Consider the following 16252-nt stretch of genomic DNA (forward strand, 5'->3'; position numbering starts at 1 on the left):
TAAATTCGTTTAATGGAGGTGTTGAATGCTGATAAAGTACGGGTGAAGGAAGAAATACTTTCTTTCTTTAAGAAGGGAGTTACGAAAATTGATCCAGATGCAGAATTATACCTGTTTGGATCCAGAACCGACATGGAGAAAAGAGGAGGTGATATAGACTTTCTAATTCTGTCTGGTAAAAAATTGTCTTCCGAAACTTTGAGAGAACTTAAATATAGTTTTTGGCGGCAGTTTGGAGAACAGAAAGTAGATCTGGTCAACTTTACATTTGAGGAGGATGCTACCTTTAAAAAACTTATTATGTTGGATGCCATTAAGCTATGACAGAAAGGAAACAGCTACAAAAAAAACTATTGTTTGAGTATGAGGATATTTTGAATAAATCAATCGAAGCATTGGATTACTCATTTAATAAGTGTGTTGCTATTGGCCTCAAAAAAGACTATACACTTGATGAGTCAGAAACATTTGAGGCTCTAACCTCCAGGTTTGCAAGAACATCTGATATTTTCACTCAAAAGTATCTGAGATGCTTCTTCGAATTAATTGAGGAGTATCCCAATACAATGATTGATATGTTAAATAATGCAGAGAAAAAGGGATTGATAAATCAAACGGATGCTTTGCTTGATGCTAGAAAACTTAGAAATGACATTGCTCATGAGTATTGGATTGAAAATTTGAAACAAAAGTTTGCCGAATGTCTAAAACTCTCGCCCATTATGATTGGAGAGGTAAAAAATAGTTTTTTAAGGGTTAGGGAAATTGTTCAGTCAATTTGAAACGCCTTCAGCCACTTATCCTTATTGGCTTCCACACTGAAATCCTTTTCAACCGTTTTTCTGCCGGCCTTACCCATCTTTTTTCTTAAGTCTGCATCTTCAATAAGTATCGAAAGTTTTTCTACCCACTCATCGGTAGATGATGCATGAAAACCATTTTCACCATCCTGGATAATATCTGAATTCACTCCAACTGGTGACATAATTGTTGGAATTTCGAGTGCCATGTATTGGAGGCCTTTCATGGCGCATTTACCCCTGGTCCATTCGTTATCGGGGAGTGGCATTATGCCGATATCAAGTTCTGAAAGGTCTTCGGCTTCTGTTTCACTATTCCATTTTAAACCTTTAATTCCGAGCGGCCGAAACTCATATGTCGGGTCGCCTATTATTTTGAAATTAACTTTCTCACCAAAAGTCATCTTGATTTTTTTCAAAGCAGGTAATACAGTTTCAAAATGCTTGATGGTAGAAAAACTTCCGGTCCAGCCAATGCAAATACTATTATTTGATTTTTTTTCAACTTCATACTCTTTCAAATCAATTGTACTTGGTATGATAATTACATCGTCATTGAATTGTGAGGCATACTTTTTAAGATATTCATTGCCAACAATTACACGATCAGCAAGGGAGCAAATAGTTGCTGTTTTATCAGGATTCTTTAACCTATTAAAGATGCCCTGATTAGGATTTTCATCTCTTAGCCAGATGGCATCATCAAAGTCATAAATTATTTTAACATTCTTTCTTTTGAGCCATTTTTCAAAAAAGGCCCCAAAGAAAAAAGCATCACGGTAGATATATACAACATCGTAATTACTAGCTCTAAGAACACTGAAGAATCTTCGAAATAAAGCTTTTATGCCGACCCAAATTTTTAAGAACGTCTGATTTCCATAAAATGTTTTATCCTCCTTTTCAGTCTTTAAAAGTGGTCTAGCTGTACATTTAATACCTTTTTCAGAAAGATGCCGTAGGTATTGCTCGTGCCGGTAGCGCTGGCCAGGAGATCGATCTTTTCTATGTAAACCCAGAAACAAGGCTCTCATAACATCCACTTTTTATACCATATCTGAAAAACATAAATCGTCCACAGCGTGGAATGAACATCTCCGGGGTTTTGAGAAAATAATTTTTCCTTCAGCCCCATCACTAGTAATGGATTAAAGACTCCTTGATCTTTAAGAAACGGCTCATCAAAAACAACTTCATTGATAGAGGTATTTAACTCATTCTTCATCCAGCTAAGCATCGGCACTTCAAATCCTTTTTTCGAACGATGGTGAAGCTCTTTGGGCAGAATGTGTTCGAACGCATCCTGAAGAACGGTCTTTCTTCGATTTTTATCTACCTTATAATGAGGAGGAAGCGAACGAGCAAAAGCGACCAGATCCTTATCCAGGAAAGGCACACGAACTTCCAGGCTGTTGGCCATGGACATTAGATCAACTTTTGTAAGCATATCCCCTGGTAATACAATCTTAAGATCAAGGTCTAGAAAATCATTCAGATTGATCTCACCATTCTTGATTTGGGACTTCTCTATGAATGAGTTAATTAGATTGTAAGCTGGAGGATTAATCATCAATTCATCTGCCAACGCATTAAATGAAGCAAGATGCCAATACTTGTCATATGACTTCATTTGCAAGAGCTGTGCATACTTTCCAGCTCTTCGGGCTAAATTTCCAGATTTTGATGAACGTGATGATGGTAATGCTTTCAATAATGGAGCCAGCCATTTAATAATGCTGTTCGGCAAGGTATTTTCTCCTGATCTTTGGAATGCCAAATGCTTATAGTAACCGCCAAATAATTCATCAGCACCATCTCCTGAAAGAGCTACCTTGATGTGTTTACTTACATGTTGAGATAAAATGAATGTCGGGATAGCTGATGAATCTGCGAACGGCTCATCAATATAGTCCAGAACGCTATCCAGGCTATTAAGGAGATCGTCATTAGTAAGTGAAAAGGTGATGTGGTTTGTATTGAACTTCTTAGCAACCAATTCTGCAAAGCTGGTTTCATCGAAAAAATCATGATCCCTATAGCCAATGGAAAAAGTATGCAGGTCCTTGTCAAATTTGGAGGCCATGGCAACTACAGCAGAAGAATCTGTACCTCCACTTAAAAATGACCCCAATGGGACATCAGCAATCATCCGGCGCTGTACCGACTGCTCCAGTAGCTTAACTGTCTGATCTTTGGCATCTGTGTAATTACCATTGAATGAAGATTGCTCCTCCAAACTCCAATAGGATTCCACCTTCACACAGGAATTGGATATACGAATGAAATGACCAGGTTGTAATTTTTTTATCCCCGCAATCATACTCATGTCTGCTGGTAGATAAGTCAGGCGGAGATACCAGTATAGCGATTGCTGGTCAATTTTTCTCGCAATCGGATAACTTAACAAAGCCTTCATCTCTGATCCGAAAGCAAAGAAGTCTCCATTCTGATAATAATGAAGTGGCTTTATGCCCATCCGATCACGAGCGATAAGTAACGATTCTTCTTTTGAGTCATAAAAGGCGAAAGCAAAAAAACCATTAAGTTTCGTTAGGCATTCTTCGCCTTCCTCAATCAGGAGGTAAAGTAGAACCTCCGTATCTGATGTTGAATTAAAGTCTACCTCAAGCGCATTTGCAAGTTCCCGATAGTTGTATATCTCGCCATTGAATATGAGTGTATATCTGCCTGAATGGTCAGTCATCGGCTGATTAGCCTTATTTGAAGTATCAATAATTGAGAGCCGGGTGTGTCCCAGGCCGATTGATTTATCTAAAAAGGTAGCTTGATTGTCAGGACCTCTGGATAGCAACGATTGAGTTGCAGCTTCCAAACTTTTTTTCAGTTCGGGAGCATTATTTGAAAGAAGTATGTATCCGGTTATACCACACATTCGGTCTTAGGTCGAAATTCTGACTGCTATGTTAGCATCAATTTGTTTATTTGCTACGAAGAATAACGCAAATGTCAGTTTACGCAGGGAAAAACATAGCCATTTTAGGGGGGTCGGGTACGTTAGGTCGTGCTTTGGTACGGGAGCTTTCTGAGACAGAAGTGAGTAGAATACTCGTTTTTTCCCGGGATGAAATCAAGCAATTGGAGATGATGGAGACATTCCCTTCTGAGAAATATCCGATGCTTGATTACAAGCTGGGAGATGTTCGTGACCTTCCACGACTTAAGGAAGTTCTGGAAGGAATGGATTTTGTTATTCATGCTGCAGCCATTAAACATGTGGTTATGGCTGAAAAGAATCCTGAGGAGTGCCACAAGACAAATGTGATTGGGACTCAAAATGTAATAGAGGCTTGTAGAGTGAATAATATCACTAGAGCGATTTTGATCTCTACAGATAAGGCAGTAAATCCGATAGGCGTATACGGTAAATCCAAGAAGGAAGCTGAAAGAGGCTGGTTGACTGCTAATGAACCAAATTTTGACATGTTTAAAGTCGTTCGCCTTGGAAATATCATAGGAGCACGTGGATCCGTTTTTGAAGCTTTTGAAAAACAGCGAAAAAGTGGAGTAATTAAAGTTACTCATCCGGATGCTACTCGATTTTGTATTTCACAGGAGGAGGCTGCTCAGTTTGTTCTTCAAGCTTTTGAGTCTGAAAAGCAAGAGGTTTTAGTTCCTCAAATGAATTCATTCCATGTACTTAAGCTTGCCAAAAAGATTGGACCTGAGTGTAAAATAGATATTATTGGTTTAAGACCTGGAGATAAATTGCATGAGGAAATTAATGGGGTTAGTTCATCTTCAGCGCTTTTAGAACTAAAGAAGATTTAAAATTGGGAAGCCAGGATTTAATAGTTACACCAATCTATCTTATTCTGCTAAGTACATTGGCAATTATTGTACGACCATTTGTAACAAATAAATTTACAAGAAAGTACTTTTTAATTGCACTTTGGGCTCGATTTATTGGAGCGATTGGATTGGGCTTAGTTTATCAATTTTATTATCAAGGCGGTGATACTTTCAATTATTGGACTCATGGAAGTCGATGGATATGGGAGGCTTTTTTAGATAGTCCTCTCACCGGAATCCAATTGCTTATTGATTCGGGAGGAGGGGATCGGTCCGATGAAACATATGAGTATAGTCAGCATATATGGTATTACCGTGATATCAAGTCATTTGCCATCGTACGAATTGCAGCGCTTTTTGATTTGTTTACTTTTCATACCTATTCAGCTACAGCCTTATTATTTGCTAGCTTTAGTTTTTCGGGTCAGTGGGCTATGTATTCATCAATAGTCAAAATTTATCCTCATAATAGATATCTTCACATATCACTTTTATTTATACCGTCTGTAATTTTTTGGGGCTCAGGAATTTTAAAAGATACTATCACGCTTGGAGCCTTGGGTTGGCTGATGTGGTCCGTCATCAATTTTCTTATCTTAAAAGAGAAGAGAGGTATATCTGTTTTGGTGGCACTCTTAGCAGCAGCACTTATATTTCAGATCAAGTCCTATATTTTATTAAGCTTCATACCGGTTGTGTTTCTACTTATTTATCTGCTCAATATTGGAAAAGTAAGAAATCGGATATTGAAGATAATGATGATACCTTTTTTGTTACTTGTTTTCAGTGGCCTAGGTTTTCTCTCTACTATTTACGCTTCTACTGATGAATACAATATTAATAATATAGCCCAACGAGCAGCAATAACCTCTTATGATATCCGATACGGATGGGGAGCTCGAAATCAAGGAGATGGAGGATATGATATTGGTAGGCTTGACGGTACATGGCAAAGTATGATCAGCCATGCACCAAAGGCAATCATTGTAAGCTTATTTAGGCCTTTTATATGGGAGGTCAAAAATCCTTTAATGCTTTTAGCAGCTTTAGAATCATTCGTTGTGCTGATTTTTAGCTTAAGAATGTTTATGAAAGGGCGAATAGGACAAATATTAAAAGATCCTTTTCTCACTTTTTGCTTTACTTTTTCCATTTTATTTGCTTTTGCCGTAGGGGTTAGTACTGGAAATTTCGGAACGTTAATGAGATACAAAATACCAATGTTACCTTTCTTTTTTTCTGCTTTAATATTAGCTACAGATAAGCCATTAAAGAATTCGAGATATGCAAGTAAATAACTATTATATAAAGAAAGGATATATAGAAAATCTCAATGATGAGGGTGAAGTGGTCAAACAATATACGAGTCCTCCAATGGATAAAATATGGCAAATAGAGGTTTATAAATTTGCTGCTGCTGTTCTAAAATTACATGGACTTGAAAAGGTAATTGAATTTGGATCTGGGTCGGGATATAAATTGATTAAATATATTTCCCCTATAACTAAAAATATTACCGGAATTGATTTTGAGCATTCGATCAGATATTGCAAAAACACCTATAGAGTTGGTAATTGGATTTCGCTTGACTTAGATAAATCGAACCAGGACTTTGATGGACCATATGACCTAATTATGGCAATTGATGTTATCGAGCATTTAGTTAGTCCGGGAAAAATGCTCGAGCAAATGAAATCATGTGCTAAAGAAAATTCTCTTCTGTTGATCTCTACTCCGGAAAGGGATTTGGTTAGAGGTTATGACACGTACGGTCCACCTGACAACAAAAAACATGTTCGCGAGTGGAATTTTGAGGAATTCAACAAATATATTTCAAGTCAGGGCTTAAATATCGTTGACCATAGGCTGGTTAGAGCAAAAAAGTATACTGCAAGGGAATGGTTCTACCATATAAGGAAGCGAAAACCATTGAACACATGTCAGGTAGTGTTATGCAAACTAGCTTAACAAACCCGCTAATTAGTGTAGTCATTCCGGTTTACAATGCCTCGGATTATCTTTTATCATCCATCCAAAGCATTCTAAATCAATCATATAATAATCTTGAAATCCTGATTGCTGATGATGCATCTACCGATGAATCATGGACTAAAATTCAATCATTAAAAGATGATAGACTGAAGGTTTTTAGGAATAGCATCAATAAAGGCTATTTAGAAACTTGTAATTTTCTTTTTGAACAGTGCACCGGAGATTTAATTACATTTCAGGATGCTGATGATATTTCAGATTTACAAAGAATCGAAATTCAGGTAAATGAATTCATTAGAAATCAAAAATTAGGAATCTGTGGAACCTCTGTATACCGGATCGATACAGAAGGACGCATTATATATGAGGAAAAAAAAACGGAAAAGGATAATGAAATAAAAGCTAGAATAGCTCAATCCCCTCAATTTTGTGGTGCTACTATCATGATAACTAAATCAGTGTTAAAGGAGGTAGGCGGATACAGGACTTATTTTAATAGAATTGGTTCAGAGGATTATGACTGGTCATATCGGATAGTTGAGAATAATTATTCTCATAACATTGATCAACCATTATATTACTACCGTCAGCACTCCAGTGCTTTGTCGAAGGAAATCGACGTAAGAAAAATGATAAGTGCGAAAATGGTTCAATATTTTGGTAGGCAAAGAAGGGAATTTGGAATGGATGATCTTGATAATGGAGCATTTGAGATGATCAAACAAAAAGAGAGTGAGTTGACCGCCCCATACATTGCAGATCGATCTCTTATTTATGTAGAGTATGCTTCATGGTTTATGTATAACAGAATGTATCGTTCAGCAATAGATGCAGCTACAAAGGCGGTCAGATCAAATATTTTCTCGTTTCGGAATATCAGAACATTGGCTTATTGCTTAAGAATTACTTTATTGAATTATGTGCGGACTGGCAGGAAGGATAGGATATAATAGTCCGCTAACAGTAGATCGGAATTTTCTGTCGGGAATGGGAGCATTCTTAAAAGAGAGAGGTCCTGATTTTGAGGGTTATTACATCCATAATAATATCGGCCTGGCACACACCAGATTAAGCATCATAGATTTGTCTGAAGCAGGAAATCAACCGATGACGCACTTTGGGATCACAATTGTGTTTAATGGAGAAGTCTATAACTACAAGACCCTTAGACATGAGTTAGAAGAAGAAGGGGCCTCATTTAAATCTCATTCAGATACAGAGGTGATCATCGTGGGTTATACACATTGGGGGTTGAGTGGCTTGCTTGAAAGAATAGATGGCATGTTTGCTTTTGCATTGTTTGATAAGCGAATTGATCAGGTATTTCTTGTAAGAGATCCCTTTGGAAAAAAGCCTTTGTATTATTTCAGTGATGATACCGAGTTTCTTTTTTCTTCTGATATTCGATCAATTTGGAGTGTGGCGAGAAACAAGCTGACAATCAATTCAGATGCAATGGATTATTATTTTGCGGAATTGACCTCCCCTCAACCATCTACAATTTGGAGGGAAATTTTTCAGGTAAAACCAGGTCACTTTATTTCGATAAACACACGTCACCCATCTAAAACAGAGACTCGCTATTTTTTTCTGGAGGAACAGGATTATACAGGAATTACAGAAAAAGAGGCTCTTGAATTGACCGAAAAGCTTTTGACCCGATCAATTGTTAAGCGAACCGTGGCTGATGTTGAGGTGGGCTGCTTTTTAAGTGGTGGAATAGATTCAGGACTGGTGACCTCAATTTTAGCGGCCAATTCTTCTGAGCCTGTAAAGTCATTTACGGTAGGGTTTGAGATTGATGAATTTAATGAAATTCCTCAGGCACATCAAGTGGTAGACAGATACCAAACAGATCATGAGGATATTGTTTTAAAACCAATAGAGATATCTGAGATTGTAGATTTAATGGAGTATTATGGTGAACCTTTTGCTGATTCGTCTGCTATTCCTACGTTCATGATCAGCAAAGCAATCGGAAAGCATGTGAAGGTAGCCCTTTCAGGAGATGGTGGGGATGAAAGTTTTGGAGGATACCCACAATATCTACTCGCATATAAGGCAGAGAACTTTCAACAGAGATATCCTTCTGACTTGATTCAAAAAATAGTGACCCCCATCGATAAAGGGTTATCAAGAGTTATCCCAAAGTCCGATAACTATGGTTCTTTAAAGGAATATAATGATTGGCCTGGCTCCAAACGCTTACTTCGAGATATCGGATTCAACACGGAAGAAAGACGGTTGATCCTAAAGTCATTTAGCAACTATAGTCAGTCATATCTTGAGGAAGTTTGGTCTGCTCAAAGCCGATATAATCCGGTGAAGCAACTTTTGAGAGCTTCTTTTGAAACACGTTTACTGAACGATTACCTGGTAAAAGTGGATAGGGCCTCTATGAAGAACTCATTGGAAGTGCGATCTCCATTCCTTGATAAAGAATTGGTAAGCATGGCTATTAACCTTCCAGAGAATCTTTTATTCAAGCATAATCAAAGTAAGTATTTGCTTAAGAGACTCGCACAAAAGTATATTTCCATGGACGTGATGAAACGTCCAAAAATGGGTTTTGGAATTCCACTCGCACATTGGTTGAGAAATGAATACCGAGAGCTAATAGATGAATATCTTAGAGATGAAAAATTTCGAAATAGATCATTTTTTAATATTGATGTGGTAAATCGCATTCTTGATGAACATCAGTCTTTAAAAGCTAATCATGGGAATAAGATATGGTCACTCATCTGTTTTGAGATATGGTGTAGAAAGTTTTTAGACTAGCATAGAAAAGCCGAAAGTTTGAATATTATCTATTTTGCAAACCCGAACTCCATCCATGATATTAAGTGGATATCGTATTTTTCTGCAAAACCAGAAAACTCCTGCTACATTATACCGCAAAAACATCAATTAGAATCTGCTTCTAAAGAAATTCATCATAGGCTTGGCGAGGCAAATATTCACTACGTTCCTCCATTAGGGGTTTTTTCCATTCCTAGATTTTTCTACACACTAAGAGCATTTCGCCAATTAAAAAAGATAATCAAGGATAAAAACATTGACATTATACACGTACTTTATGGAGAACCCAATGCACTTTGGGCGCTGGGGAAAAACTACTTGGGAGTTAAATTTTTTCTAACGACAAGAGGAACTGATGTATTAGTGACCATTCCCGACCACTTTAGAAATTTCTCTATCCAAAACCTTTACGTTAGGTGCCTGTACAAAAAAGCATTTTCTTATTACGATCGTATCATTTCAACTTCCCTAAAGCAAATTGATTCAATCAAAAAACATTTTAAGATTAAATGCGAACCTGTCATCATAAGAACAGGTATTGATATTCCAAATGCGGATGAATACAGTGACTCACTTCTACCGGATGATTTGAAAAAACGCAATTTCATATTAATGCCAAGAAAAATGAGCGCGATTTATAATCATGAATTTACGATTTCAGCTTTCCAATTTTTACCGTTAGAAATTAAAGAAGACTATGTTTTTGTTTTTCTGGATGCGGATTCTGAGAAAAGGGATTATGTTCAATTAATCCAAGAATTAATAGCTGAACAAACAGATACCGAGATTCTGTTTTTACCTTCTCAAAACCAGAATGAGCTTTATACCTTATATGCTTACGCAAAAGCTGTGATAATGAATCCTAAATCAGATGGTGCCCCTGTGAGTGCAATGGAGGCAATGGCTTTCAAAAAGCCATTGATCCTGGGGCCACTTGAATATGATGAGGACCTATTCGGAAAAGGAGTGATGAGACTTTCTTCTTGGGATGAAAAGGAATTGGCGAATAAGATTCGAATGGCTGTTACAGAAGAGGTAGAAGGAATGGTAAATGCAGCTTATGAACGAGTGCTCAATTTGGGAAATAGATCAAATGAAATGAGCAAGCTTGAAAAACTATATCAGGAAGAACTGAAATAATGGAATCAAAGCAAAACATTCTCCTAATATCTCCTGAGTCCTGGGATCATCTTGCAGTTTCCAAACATCATTACGCCAGAACTCTTGCAAGAAAGGGCCACCGTGTTTACTTCTTAAATCCACCGGCAGAAGACAAAGAATATTCTGTTACTAAAACTTCGATTGAAAACTTATATATTGTTAATTATAATGGATTTGTCAAAGGGCTTCATTATTTACCCGGCTTGGTCAGAAAAATCAATCAACGAAAAATTTATAAGAGGCTGGAGGAATTGGTGCAGACCTCATTTGATATTGTATGGTCGTTTGATAATTCGGTATTCTTCGACCTGGATGCATTATCGGCATCAATTAAGATTTCTCATATCGTTGATTTAAATCAGGATTTTCAGACAAAAAGAGCTGCTAGTTCGGCAGATTTTTGTTTTGGGGTCACAGACGAGATAATAAACCGTCTCTTAAAGTTTAATCCGCGAACCTTTAAAATAAGCCATGCGCTGAATATTGGTGAGGCAGACGTAATTGCGAAACTTCCGGGCAAGAACAAGGTCAAAGCTCTTTATGCTGGAAATTTGGCAATGAAACACCTGGATTGGCAAATTCTTTATCAAGCCTCAAAACAAAATATTGATCTTGATTTCGTATTCATTGGCAGTGGAGGCAGCATTCTAGCCGCCTATAATTCTACACACGTTTGGAAAGAGAAAATAATGAATTTAGATAATGTTTTCTTCCTGCCTCCGGTTTCCAGCGATGAAATTCACAGCTATCTTAATGCTGCGGACATATTGATGGTTGCCTATCAGCAAAAGCATCATAAAGATCAAACAGATTCTCATAAAATACTAGAGTATCTTAACACGGGAAATCCGATAGTGGCAACCTTCACAGCTGAATATGAAGGAAGAAATTTGCTGAATATGGTATATCAAAACGAGGAGTGGCCGGGCCTTGTCACTAATGTTGCCAAAAACCTAACGGCATTAAATACTTCCGAACTGGTAGAAAAAAGAAAGTCATTTGCTCGCAGCAATACATATGAAAAAAGGGTTGAGCAAATAGAAAACATATTGTTTCCAAAGTGAGTGAATTAGTTTCCATAATAACTCCTGTTTTTAATGCAGAAAAGTTTTTAAGAAAAACGATTGATTCCGTTTTGAATCAAGTGTATGAAACCTGGGAACTATTAATTATAGATGATGGAAGCACAGATTTATCTTTAGCTATAGCAAAATCATTTTCGGATGAAAGGATAAGGGTTTTTCATCAAGAAAACTTCGGGGTAGGTGCTGCTCGAAACCTGGGCTTGCAGAAAATGAAAGGAGCTTTTTTCTGCTTCCTGGATGCTGATGATATTTTACCACCAAATGCAATCAATAGTAGGATATTGAAATTTAGATCAGATCGCGATTTAAATTTTGTTGATGGAGTTGTTATCTATGTAAATGATCATCTTGAGCCTATGAATGAGTGTTATAGGCCTGCTTACACAGGTAGACCCCTTGACCGGCTGATTGCTTTAGACCGTTCCTGTTTGTTTGGAAATACATGGATGATTAAAAAGCTTCCTAATGTACTTTATTGGTTCGATGAAGATATGACACATGCTGAAGACCTTTATTTCTATATAACTATATGTAGTCAGCATAATGGTAGGTATGACTTTGTGAATGACGAGGTGCTTTGGTATCGACAGACAGACTCGAATACAATGAAGAACCTTAAAGGGTTGGAGGATGGATACTATAAGCTAATAAACAGGATAGTTTCTCAACAAATAGGATCATTTTCACAAAGAGTCTACCTGAAGGCGAGGGTCACCAGAATAATGGCGCTATCTCACTTATTAGACGGGAAAGACATCTTTTCAGCATTCCGATGTTTATTGAAATACTGGATTTAAATGAAAGGTAATACGCTGGTATTTATTTACAATAGTTTCAAAGATCCGCTTTTTCAGAATTTGATGCTAAGCTATCTGAAAACCCTTGCTCCAAACAGGGTAGGCAAGTTCTATTTAATCACCTTTGAGCAGGTACGCTACCGTATGTCAAAAGAAGAAAAGCTAATAGCTAAAAAAGAATTAGCAAAGATTGATATATTCTGGTTGCCTCTAAAATTTCATACTGGTAAGTTCTTGTTACTCAAAAAAGCATGGGATTTGTTGTGCGGATTCCTTTTGGTTTCATGGATTCGCATCCGTTATCGAACTCAAATTATTTTTTGCTTTGCTAATGTCTCAGCAAGCTTTGGCTATGTTTTTAGTAGGTTTTTGAATATGAAGCTTATGGTATATTCTTATGAGCCGCATAGTGAGTTTATGGTAGATTTAGGGTATTGGTCTTCATCAGATTTTAAGTATCGGATTTTAAATAAACTGGAATGGAAAGCCGGGATGCATGCAGATGTTATTATGACCGGCACAAAGTGGATGGTAGAAGAACTGCAAAGGAGGGGATCAAATGCGAAGCTATTTAGGGCACCAACTGCAGTGGACCCTAATATTTTTAAACCTAGTCCTGAGCTGAGAAAATCAATCAGAAAAAAAATTATGATTGAGAATCATGAGAGGGTATTTATTTATGTCGGTAAGTTCGGAGGATTGTATTATGAAGAAGGTATTCCTAGATTATGTAAGCATATCTTTGAAAATATAGACTCATGTAAATTCCTTATTGTAACCTCAAATGATCACAAGGAGATATCTGCTCTTTTTTCTAAATATCTACCAACGGATTCTTTTATCATCACTGGAAATCTGTCTCAGGAAGACTTGCTTGGTTGTTTGAATGCTGCTGATTTTGGGATTAGTGGAGTACCACCAAGTCCGAATCAGAAATATCGATCACCTACCAAAGTTGCGGAATACATGCTAATAGGATTACCCTACATTACTACATCAGGCGTTGCTGAAGATGACATCTACGCAATAAAACATCAGATTGGCGTAGTAACTCCAGACTTTAACATGGCACCTGACCCTCCATTTTATAAAACGATTGAAGGCTTATTGCTTGAAGAAAAAACGGATCAAGTAGATCGAATCCGAAGGGTAGGAATTGAGTATCGTTCTAAAGAACGCATAGATGAATTACTTAGAAAAATCTATGGTATCTAGTTTTTGTGGATCAAAGATTAAATCAATTTCCTGATATCCCTTTTTACTTTGATCAGGATGTATTTTATAATCGAATACAACAAATTGATATTTTAAGTGGAGTTGATTGGCAAGCCGGTAAAAATCCGTATAGAAGGCCGGAGGCTTTCCAAATAATTCAACAATCCGTGTCCCAGGATTGCACATGAAAATATTTGTAAGACCCGCACCGTGTGCTCCGATGATGATTTTAGATTCTTGAAATACTTTCAATTGTTCTAAAACGGTTAATTCTTCCAGATAAATTTCTTCAAAGCCATTAGACTTGATCCAAGATTTATAATCTGATTCATTTAGAAACCTCCTACCTCTACTCTTTTGACGAGATACAAAAATTTTCCTGTATGCTGAAGAGGTCTTAACTTGAATGCAAGACTTTAACCATTTGAATGGTCCTGGATGTAAAAGATCCATGGGTTTCATTTTGGTTCTATTAGTGGAGTAGAGAATCAGATTATCGATCTTCATTCGCTTACCTTCCCAGCTTATTAACTTATTATCCGGAACCCCGATTTTGCTCAAAAATTGTAATTGTTGCCGTGGTATGTTGTTTGGTATAATAACATAGGGTTCCATGCCAGCTGATTTTTTAAAATGCTGCCAAGCTTCCATGAGTAGAACACTATCATTGACCCAGTGGAAATAATTAAAATTTCCACCAATATTGTAAAGATTAACGATGCTTATAGCGTTCTCGATTCTTTTTACTTTGCGCTTTAAAAATGGAATACTGAGGAAAAGCGTTCCTGAATTTTTGAGTGAATAAATGTCTAAAAGACAGCTTTGTAGATATACTCTACCAAAAGTATTTACAGCAATGGCAGCTGCACCAATCAAATTAATATTTTTTAATACTTTATAACCTACCTGAGATAATTGAAAGGTCTTGCCCATGTAAGCGGCCATTTGATTCGAAGGATCTTCTTTTAATTGTTTTTCATCGAGATCGAATGAGACTTCATTATGAGGGTGCAATTCAATGAAGGACCTGGTTGCAAAACGCTTATGATCTTCAATTCCAACTTTCAAAGATGATCTCAACCTCCAATACAGATCATATAATATTCCAGGATATATCTTCATAAGATTGGTTGTCGATTTGAATAAGGTTGCATTTGGTCTGCCAATTTTACGATTTGTTCGGAAAATGGGATGAACTCAGTGATCAAAACTTCATTTTCGCTCATTATTGTATTAACCTAGTTATTTTGCTGAAGACAGCACTTGATTAATGAAAAAAGTACTTGTACTTTCAATATTCACCTTACCTTCAGATGTCACTGCATCCTATCGGACAATGGCATATCTAAAACATTTTAGTAAAAATGGTATAGATCCAACAATATTAACCCAATTCGTCACTCCGAAAGATTCTCCGACAGAGGTGTTTAAGACAGGAAGGATCATACGGGTACCTCGTAAAAAGACCCTGACAAGTGCATGGCTAAATCTGATGGAATCACTGCCATTAGTAAATAAGGTGAGCATATTCATTAGATGGATGCTGGGATATCTTGATAGCTACATCCACGATATGGAAACCTATCAGGGCATGATTGATTATTGCCAAAACCAATTAGACTTGAAAGAATTTGATTTAATCATCGGAATTTTTTCTCCGCACCATCATCTTAAGCTTTGTTATAAACTTTCCAAAAAGTATAATATACCATACGTGCTTGATTTCAGAGACTTATGGCACAACAGAATAATTCATAAAAATTATGCACCATCCTTTGTTGAGAGGCTGCAGGATGCGATTACAAAATATTATTGGAGTAAGTGGCTAGATAGCGCACTTTTTTTTACGATTACCAGCACGGAGTGGATGGAGAAACTTAAGTCCCTGACTGCTATAAATGGATATGTTATTACTAATGGATTTGATAGGGAGGAATTCAAAAGATCTGTAAATACAAATACTGTAAATACAAATAAAGTGTTTACCATAATTCACTCTGGCTCCCTTTACGAACATCAGGATTTGGATACATTTTTAAAAGGAGCCAAACTATTTCTTGATAAAGAAAAACCAAAGCACTTTATGATCAAGTTTGTTGGAGGTGATCGTGCAGGAGGTATAAAGGAAAAAGTAAGTGGGTTTATGTATGAACCGGTGAAGAGAATAAGGCAATATTTATCTGAAGAATATTGTTTGGTGACTCATCGAATTCCAAAAAATGAAATGATAAATGAATTGACCAAGTCGGATCTTTTATTATTTCCTTCTTTTCCTGACGCTCCTGGAACCTACGCAAGTAAAATATTTGATTATCTGGGAGCTATGCGCCCCATTTTGATGGTGCCGGATGATAATGGTGTTGTTTCTAAGCTAATTAAGGAAACAAAAAGTGGGTTCATCGCTAACTCTAAAGAAGAAGTATACAAGATTTTAAAAATTCAATATCAGACCTGGTTATCTGAGCATAAACCCCCATATCGTGGTGGGGATATAAATCAGATCAATTTTTACTCCAGGGAAAATCAGGTGAAGATCATGTCAAGTCTGATTCAATCTCATCTATCTGATTCTGGAATTAATTAAATAAGC

At 36.9% G+C, this 16252-nt stretch carries 15 protein-coding genes; 12 read left to right on the forward strand and 3 right to left on the reverse strand.

Annotated features, from left to right (window positions below; genetic code table 11):
- Nucleotides 1-12 precede the first annotated feature (12 nt).
- Both RIC88_RS10730 and RIC88_RS10735 read left to right on the forward strand, forming a co-directional pair.
- Nucleotides 13-324: a nucleotidyltransferase domain-containing protein gene (locus tag RIC88_RS10730; protein WP_350217540.1), complete on the forward strand. Its 312-nt coding sequence runs from the start codon at nucleotides 13-15 to the stop codon at nucleotides 322-324.
- A complete protein-coding gene (locus tag RIC88_RS10735) occupies nucleotides 321-782 on the forward strand; it encodes a hypothetical protein (RefSeq protein ID WP_350217541.1) in 462 nt (153 codons plus the stop codon). The genes RIC88_RS10730 and RIC88_RS10735 overlap by 4 nt, the downstream gene beginning before the upstream one ends.
- Here the strand turns inward: RIC88_RS10735 and RIC88_RS10740 are convergent.
- Together RIC88_RS10740 and asnB (RIC88_RS10745) are read right to left on the reverse strand one after the other, a co-directional pair.
- The gene (locus RIC88_RS10740; protein ID WP_350217542.1) at nucleotides 770-1834 is read right to left on the reverse strand and encodes a glycosyltransferase family 4 protein; all 1065 of its coding nucleotides are present in this window, start codon (nucleotides 1832-1834) and stop codon (nucleotides 770-772) included. The two genes, RIC88_RS10735 and RIC88_RS10740, sit on opposite strands and share 13 nt — an antisense overlap.
- Nucleotides 1831-3693, reverse strand: a complete 1863-nt coding sequence (gene asnB, locus RIC88_RS10745; protein ID WP_350217543.1) for an asparagine synthase (glutamine-hydrolyzing) — start codon at nucleotides 3691-3693, stop codon at nucleotides 1831-1833. Before asnB (RIC88_RS10745) ends, RIC88_RS10740 begins: the two co-directional genes overlap by 4 nt.
- A 71-nt stretch (nucleotides 3694-3764) precedes the next feature.
- Here asnB (RIC88_RS10745) and RIC88_RS10750 point away from each other — a divergent pair, with 71 nt between their 5' ends.
- Genes RIC88_RS10750 through RIC88_RS10790 form a run of 9 tightly spaced genes read left to right on the forward strand, consistent with a single transcriptional unit; the run spans nucleotide 3765 to nucleotide 13662 of the window.
- Nucleotides 3765-4589, forward strand: a complete 825-nt coding sequence (locus RIC88_RS10750) for a polysaccharide biosynthesis protein (protein ID WP_350217544.1) — start codon at nucleotides 3765-3767, stop codon at nucleotides 4587-4589.
- Nucleotides 4590-4591: 2 nt separating this feature from the next.
- A complete protein-coding gene (locus RIC88_RS10755) occupies nucleotides 4592-5908 on the forward strand; it encodes a hypothetical protein (protein WP_350217545.1) in 1317 nt (438 codons plus the stop codon).
- Nucleotides 5895-6578 (forward strand): class I SAM-dependent methyltransferase, encoded by a 684-nt coding sequence (locus RIC88_RS10760; RefSeq protein WP_350217546.1) that lies wholly within the window; start codon nucleotides 5895-5897, stop codon nucleotides 6576-6578. Before RIC88_RS10755 ends, RIC88_RS10760 begins: the two co-directional genes overlap by 14 nt.
- Nucleotides 6548-7552 (forward strand): glycosyltransferase family 2 protein, encoded by a 1005-nt coding sequence (locus RIC88_RS10765; RefSeq protein ID WP_350217547.1) that lies wholly within the window; start codon nucleotides 6548-6550, stop codon nucleotides 7550-7552. The genes RIC88_RS10760 and RIC88_RS10765 overlap by 31 nt, the downstream gene beginning before the upstream one ends.
- Entirely contained in the window at nucleotides 7521-9383 is a 1863-nt protein-coding gene (asnB, locus tag RIC88_RS10770) for an asparagine synthase (glutamine-hydrolyzing) (protein ID WP_350217548.1), read from the forward strand. Before RIC88_RS10765 ends, asnB (RIC88_RS10770) begins: the two co-directional genes overlap by 32 nt.
- An 18-nt stretch (nucleotides 9384-9401) precedes the next feature.
- A complete protein-coding gene (locus tag RIC88_RS10775; RefSeq protein ID WP_350217549.1) occupies nucleotides 9402-10544 on the forward strand; it encodes a glycosyltransferase in 1143 nt (380 codons plus the stop codon).
- Nucleotides 10544-11629: a glycosyltransferase gene (locus tag RIC88_RS10780; protein ID WP_350217550.1), complete on the forward strand. Its 1086-nt coding sequence runs from the start codon at nucleotides 10544-10546 to the stop codon at nucleotides 11627-11629. The genes RIC88_RS10775 and RIC88_RS10780 overlap by 1 nt, the downstream gene beginning before the upstream one ends.
- Complete coding sequence (locus RIC88_RS10785) at nucleotides 11626-12447, forward strand: glycosyltransferase family 2 protein (RefSeq protein WP_350217551.1); 822 nt, start codon at nucleotides 11626-11628, stop codon at nucleotides 12445-12447. The genes RIC88_RS10780 and RIC88_RS10785 overlap by 4 nt, the downstream gene beginning before the upstream one ends.
- A complete protein-coding gene (locus RIC88_RS10790) occupies nucleotides 12448-13662 on the forward strand; it encodes a glycosyltransferase family protein (protein ID WP_350217552.1) in 1215 nt (404 codons plus the stop codon).
- Here RIC88_RS10790 and RIC88_RS10795 read toward each other — a convergent pair.
- Nucleotides 13636-14595, reverse strand: a complete 960-nt coding sequence (locus tag RIC88_RS10795) for a glycosyltransferase family 61 protein (RefSeq protein WP_350217553.1) — start codon at nucleotides 14593-14595, stop codon at nucleotides 13636-13638. The two genes, RIC88_RS10790 and RIC88_RS10795, sit on opposite strands and share 27 nt — an antisense overlap.
- Nucleotides 14596-14932: 337 nt before the next feature.
- On the opposite strand from RIC88_RS10795, the gene RIC88_RS10800 reads away from it, so the two are divergent.
- On the forward strand, nucleotides 14933-16246 hold the full coding sequence (locus RIC88_RS10800; RefSeq protein WP_350217554.1) for a glycosyltransferase family protein: 1314 nt from the start codon (nucleotides 14933-14935) through the stop codon (nucleotides 16244-16246).
- Nucleotides 16247-16252 lie beyond the last annotated feature (6 nt).

Origin of the sequence: Ekhidna sp. (assembly GCF_040220215.1) — a bacterium.
Lineage (GTDB): Bacteria > Bacteroidota > Bacteroidia > Cytophagales > Cyclobacteriaceae > Ekhidna.

Coding starts and splice junctions, on each gene's coding strand:
- RIC88_RS10735 (WP_350217541.1), top strand. CDS start 321: ATGACAGAAAGGAAACAGCTACAAAAAAAACTATTGTTTGAGTATGAG.
- RIC88_RS10795 (WP_350217553.1), bottom strand. CDS start 14,595: ATGGGCAAGACCTTTCAATTATCTCAGGTAGGTTATAAAGTATTAAAA.
- RIC88_RS10750 (WP_350217544.1), top strand. CDS start 3,765: ATGTCAGTTTACGCAGGGAAAAACATAGCCATTTTAGGGGGGTCGGGT.
- asnB (WP_350217548.1), top strand. CDS start 7,521: ATGTGCGGACTGGCAGGAAGGATAGGATATAATAGTCCGCTAACAGTA.
- RIC88_RS10790 (WP_350217552.1), top strand. CDS start 12,448: ATGAAAGGTAATACGCTGGTATTTATTTACAATAGTTTCAAAGATCCG.
- RIC88_RS10760 (WP_350217546.1), top strand. CDS start 5,895: ATGCAAGTAAATAACTATTATATAAAGAAAGGATATATAGAAAATCTC.
- RIC88_RS10740 (WP_350217542.1), bottom strand. CDS start 1,834: ATGAGAGCCTTGTTTCTGGGTTTACATAGAAAAGATCGATCTCCTGGC.
- asnB (WP_350217543.1), bottom strand. CDS start 3,693: ATGTGTGGTATAACCGGATACATACTTCTTTCAAATAATGCTCCCGAA.
- RIC88_RS10780 (WP_350217550.1), top strand. CDS start 10,544: ATGGAATCAAAGCAAAACATTCTCCTAATATCTCCTGAGTCCTGGGAT.
- RIC88_RS10800 (WP_350217554.1), top strand. CDS start 14,933: ATGAAAAAAGTACTTGTACTTTCAATATTCACCTTACCTTCAGATGTC.
- RIC88_RS10730 (WP_350217540.1), top strand. CDS start 13: ATGGAGGTGTTGAATGCTGATAAAGTACGGGTGAAGGAAGAAATACTT.
- RIC88_RS10765 (WP_350217547.1), top strand. CDS start 6,548: ATGTCAGGTAGTGTTATGCAAACTAGCTTAACAAACCCGCTAATTAGT.